Source organism: Streptomyces sp. UNOC14_S4, assembly GCF_020740835.1.
In the GTDB taxonomy this organism is placed as follows: domain Bacteria; phylum Actinomycetota; class Actinomycetes; order Streptomycetales; family Streptomycetaceae; genus Streptomyces.
In genome coordinates, this window is sequence record NZ_JAINFC010000612.1 from 1 (window position 1) to 3,985 (window position 3,985).

A 3,985-nucleotide genomic window follows, 5' to 3' on the forward strand; every position below is an offset into this window, starting at 1 on the left:
GACGCCCTCGCGGGTGAAGAAGGGGCACCTGTGCCTGCCGAGCCCGCCGCGAAGATCAGGTTGGAGTGCTCGATCGTCCCTGACCTGATCCTTGAAAGTGAAGGTCGCTTGGGGGAGCTCGCGCCTCCACGCCGAAGCCGTTCACGACGTTCACGACGCCCGGCGGCAGCAGGTCCGCCACCAGGTCCAGCCAGACGTGGATCGACGCCGGGGTCTGCTCCGCGGGCTTGAGCACGACCGCGTTGCCCGCCGCCAGCGCGGGTGCCAGCTTCCAGGTGGCCATGAGGAGCGGGAAGTTCCAGGGGATGATCTGGGCCACCACGCCGAGCGGCTCGTGGAAGTGGTACGCCACCGTGTCCTCGTCGATCTGGGACAGGCTGCCCTCCTGCGCCCGCAGCACCCCCGCGAAGTAGCGGAAGTGGTCGATGGCCAGCGGGATGTCGGCGGCCAGCGTCTCGCGGACCGGCTTGCCGTTCTCCCACGACTCCGCGACCGCGAGCGCCTCCAGGTGCTGCTCCATGCGGTCCGCGATGCGGTTGAGGACGTTCGCCCGCTCCGCCGGCGCCGTACGGCCCCATGCCGGAGCGGCCGCGTGCGCCGCGTCGAGGGCGCGCTCCACGTCCTCCGCGGTGCCCCGCGCGATCTCCGTGAACGGCCGCCCGTTCACCGGGGTCGGGTTCTCGAAGTACTGGCCCTGCTTCGGCGGTACGTACTCGCCGCCGATCCAGTGGTCGTAGCGCGGCCGGTAGGAGACGACGGCGTCGGGGGAGCCCGGGTCGGCGTAACGGGACATGGGGTGCCTTTCGTCGGGTTGCCTGTGGGGTGCCGGTCGATTGCCCGCGGTTTGTCCGTGGCGTTCGGCGTTTGGCGTTCGGCGGAGCGTTCGGCGCGACGTTAGGCCCGTTCCCGTTGCGCGAACGTTGCGCCGTCGCCCGGCGCGTACGTCTCCCGCAGCCGCCGTGCCTCCACCGCCACCGACCCCCGCTGCGGCGCGCTCATCGGCAGCGCGGCCAGCAGCCGTTCCCACACCTCCAGGTCGTCCTCGCCCCACGGGCTGTCGGCCCATGTCTGGAGCGCCACCGGATCGCCGCAGGTCAGCACGGCCCTGCGGAGTCGCGTCTCCAGCAGCCGCCGCAGCCGGCACACACCGGGCGCCTCCGAGAAGGGCAGCAGGGGGCCGTCGTACGCGCGGAGCGCGGCCCGTAGGCCGCCCGCGGCCAGTGCCTGCTCCACGCACCCGAAGTCCGTGTCGACGGTGCCGCACAGCCGGTACGGGCGCGACGCGAGCAGCGGGCCCACCAGCCGCCGTAACCGCGATAGTTCGGCCCGCAGGGTCACGGGCGGGACGGCTCGCCCGCCGTAGAGCGCCGCCGAGAGCTGTTCGCCGGCCAGGCCGTCGGGGTGGGCGGCGAGCAGGGTGAGGATCTCGCTGTGCCGTCTTCCCAGGCGTAATCGCCGTCCCTCTGTGACCAGCAGTGCCTCGTCCCTGCCGAGCGCCGTCAGGACGCAGCCGGGCGTGTGCCCCGGCGCCGGGAGCTGTGCCTCGGCGGCCCGTACCGTCGCCCGGACGAGGGCCAGGCTCTGCGGTGCCGCGAGCTGGTCTCCGCCGGTGATGTCCACCGCGCCGAGCAGCTGCCCGGTACGCGGGTCGTGCACGGGGGCCGCCGCGCAGGACCACGGCTGCACGCGGCGGTTGTAGTGCTCGGTGGCGAAGATCTGGACGGCGTGGCCGACGGCCAGGGCGGTACCGGGAGCGTTGGTGCCCGCGTGACGTTCGTCCCAGCGGGCGCCCGGTACGAAGTTCATGCTCTCCGCGCGTTTCCGTACGCCCGCGTGGCCCTCCACCCACAGCAGCCTGCCGGTCGCGTCGCAGACCGCGAAGAGGTGCGCCCCGTCGGCGGCGACGGAGCCCAGGAGCTCGCGCAGGAGCGGGAGCACGGCGGCGAGCGGGTGCGCGCGGCGGTACGCCTCCAGGTCGGCGCCGTCGACCTCGACCGGCGGGAGGAAGTCGGGCGTCGGCAGCCGCGCCGCCGAACGGCGCCAGGAGTCGGTGACGACGGAGCGGACGCCCGGGCCGGGCGGGGCGCCGCCGAGGAACGCGGTGTGAGCGGTACGGATGGTGCGGCGGCGCTCGGCGGGGTCGTCGCCGGACGCCAGCGCGAGCCATGGATTGACGACCATGCGGGTCCTTTCGGCCGGAGCGCTGACGGGGCCCCACGGCCCCTCCTGCCGCAGCGTGCCCCCCGGACGATCCCCGTCAAGCCTTGCGGTACGAGCCGTTCGGCCACCAGGCTGCCCCTGCCCCATTCATCAGGAACGGAAGAGACACGAACAGGCCATGACCCCTCAGTCCAGGAAAGTCCTCGTCGACATCCTCGAACGCACCCTCGCCGCCTACGTCACCACCTTCCTCGGCCTCATCATCGCCGACGGCTTCGACCTCACCAGCGTGTCCGCGCTCAAGGCCGCGGCCATCGCGTCCCTGCCCGCCGCGCTTTCCGTGATCAAGGGGGCGATAGGCAGTCGTTTCGGTGACACGAGCAGTGCGGCGTGGTTGCCGCGTGGCTCCGCCGGTAAGCGGGATGGGTGACGGGTTTTGTTCGGGCGGCGCCCATGAGCTCGGTTCGTAGCGTCGTCCGGCGGCTGTGGGCCGGTGGGGGCTGGTCGCGCAGTTCCCCGCGCCCCTTCGGGGCGCAACCGTTACGGGGCGCCTGTACCGGAACGTGATCGTTCACACGGGGTGTGCGTGGCGCACCCGCGCGTACCCCGCGCACACGCTTCCCGGGCGCGGGCGCGGCACGGTTGACTCGGCTCTGCGAGTCCCTTTGGAGCGACGGGACCCGGCCGCCGGTCCTTCCCCCGAGGCCGGCGGCCCACCGACTCGCATCGCCGGGCGGACGATGCGGGTCGGGCCCGCCCATGCGTCCGGGCGAGGGGTCGTACGGGCGTCAGGGCGCCCCCCGCCTTCATGTCGCGCGACGCGGGTGCAACGATGTGCAGGACATGAGAGCAGGGCAGCCGGACCAGGGACCGCGGGCGCTGCGAGCCACGGTGTTCGCAGTGGTCTGTGTGCTGCTCGCTGCCCTGGGCCACGCCGTCATGTCCGGGACGACCGTTCCCTGGTGGGCGGTCGGTGTCGCGTTCGCCGGTACGGCCAGTGGCGCGTGGTTCCTCGCGGGCCGTGAACGCGGGCCCCTGCTGATCACGCTCGCCACCGTGGGCGCCCAGACCGGGCTGCACTCCTTCTTCTCGCTCGCCCAGGACGTCGTGGCCAACGCGGCCCGCGCGGCAGCGGCCGCCCGTGCCGCCGGGATGCCCGGCGGAGCGTCAATGGATATGTCGGGAATGCCCGGCATGGGTATGAGTGGCCACTCCATGGGCGGTCACCCCATGGGCGGTCACTCCATGCCCATGGGGCACGCCATGTCCGGGATGGCCGGAGACATGGGTGGCATGGGTGGCATGGGCGGTATGCACGCCGGCCACGGCGCCCTCGGCATGTGGTCCGCGCACGTTCTCGTCGCGGCCGTCTGCGGCATCTGGCTCTCCGGCGGCGAACATGCCGCCTTCCGGCTCGCCCGGACCCTGCGCACCCGGCTCTTCGCGCCGCTGCTCGTCCTCTTCCACGACGTACCGACGTGCTCCGGTCCGCCGCGCATCCGCGCCGACCGCACGCGCGCGGACCAGCGGCTGCGGCAGCTGCTCTACGCCCATGTCCTCGCCACACGTGGTCCTCCGGCGCGCGTCGCCGTCGCCTTCGGCTGACGGCGACTCCTCGCGCCACTCCACGTCACCGGGCGGTCCCGCACTCCAGGGCGCCCGGATTCCAGGAAGGACCCAGGGCGATGACCCCTGCCCGTACACGGGACGTGCCGCGCGCGCACGTTCCCCCTACCGCCACCGGCGGCGCTTGCCGCCGGGGCGAGCGCTCCCGCGTCCGCCGTCCGTCAGATTCCGTATGCGCTGATTTCGTACGTGCCGTCCC

General features: G+C 73.1%; 3 protein-coding genes and 1 pseudogene. 2 read left to right on the forward strand and 2 right to left on the reverse strand.

What is annotated here, in order from left to right:
- Window positions 1–112: 112 nt before the first annotated feature.
- Window positions 113–793, reverse strand: a pseudogene (locus tag K6I34_RS33040) (aldehyde dehydrogenase family protein); the annotation flags it as partial.
- Between the two features lie 101 nt (window positions 794–894).
- Window positions 895–2,181, reverse strand: a complete 1,287-nt coding sequence (locus K6I34_RS33045; RefSeq protein WP_229331728.1) for a helix-turn-helix domain-containing protein — start codon at window positions 2,179–2,181, stop codon at window positions 895–897.
- 157 nt (window positions 2,182–2,338) lie between these two features.
- Here K6I34_RS33045 and K6I34_RS33050 point away from each other — a divergent pair, with 157 nt between their 5' ends.
- Both K6I34_RS33050 and K6I34_RS33055 read left to right on the forward strand, forming a co-directional pair.
- Complete coding sequence (locus K6I34_RS33050; RefSeq protein WP_229331729.1) at window positions 2,339–2,590, forward strand: holin; 252 nt, start codon at window positions 2,339–2,341, stop codon at window positions 2,588–2,590.
- 413 nt (window positions 2,591–3,003) lie between these two features.
- A complete protein-coding gene (locus K6I34_RS33055; protein WP_229331730.1) occupies window positions 3,004–3,765 on the forward strand; it encodes a hypothetical protein in 762 nt (253 codons plus the stop codon).
- The last annotated feature ends 220 nt before the right edge of the window (window positions 3,766–3,985 follow it).

Bases quoted from the DNA above. Each gene is read 5' to 3' on its own strand.
- K6I34_RS33045 (WP_229331728.1), bottom strand. From the start codon at position 2,181: ATGGTCGTCAATCCATGGCTCGCGCTGGCGTCCGGCGACGACCCCGCC.
- K6I34_RS33050 (WP_229331729.1), top strand. From the start codon at position 2,339: ATGACCCCTCAGTCCAGGAAAGTCCTCGTCGACATCCTCGAACGCACC.
- K6I34_RS33055 (WP_229331730.1), top strand. From the start codon at position 3,004: ATGAGAGCAGGGCAGCCGGACCAGGGACCGCGGGCGCTGCGAGCCACG.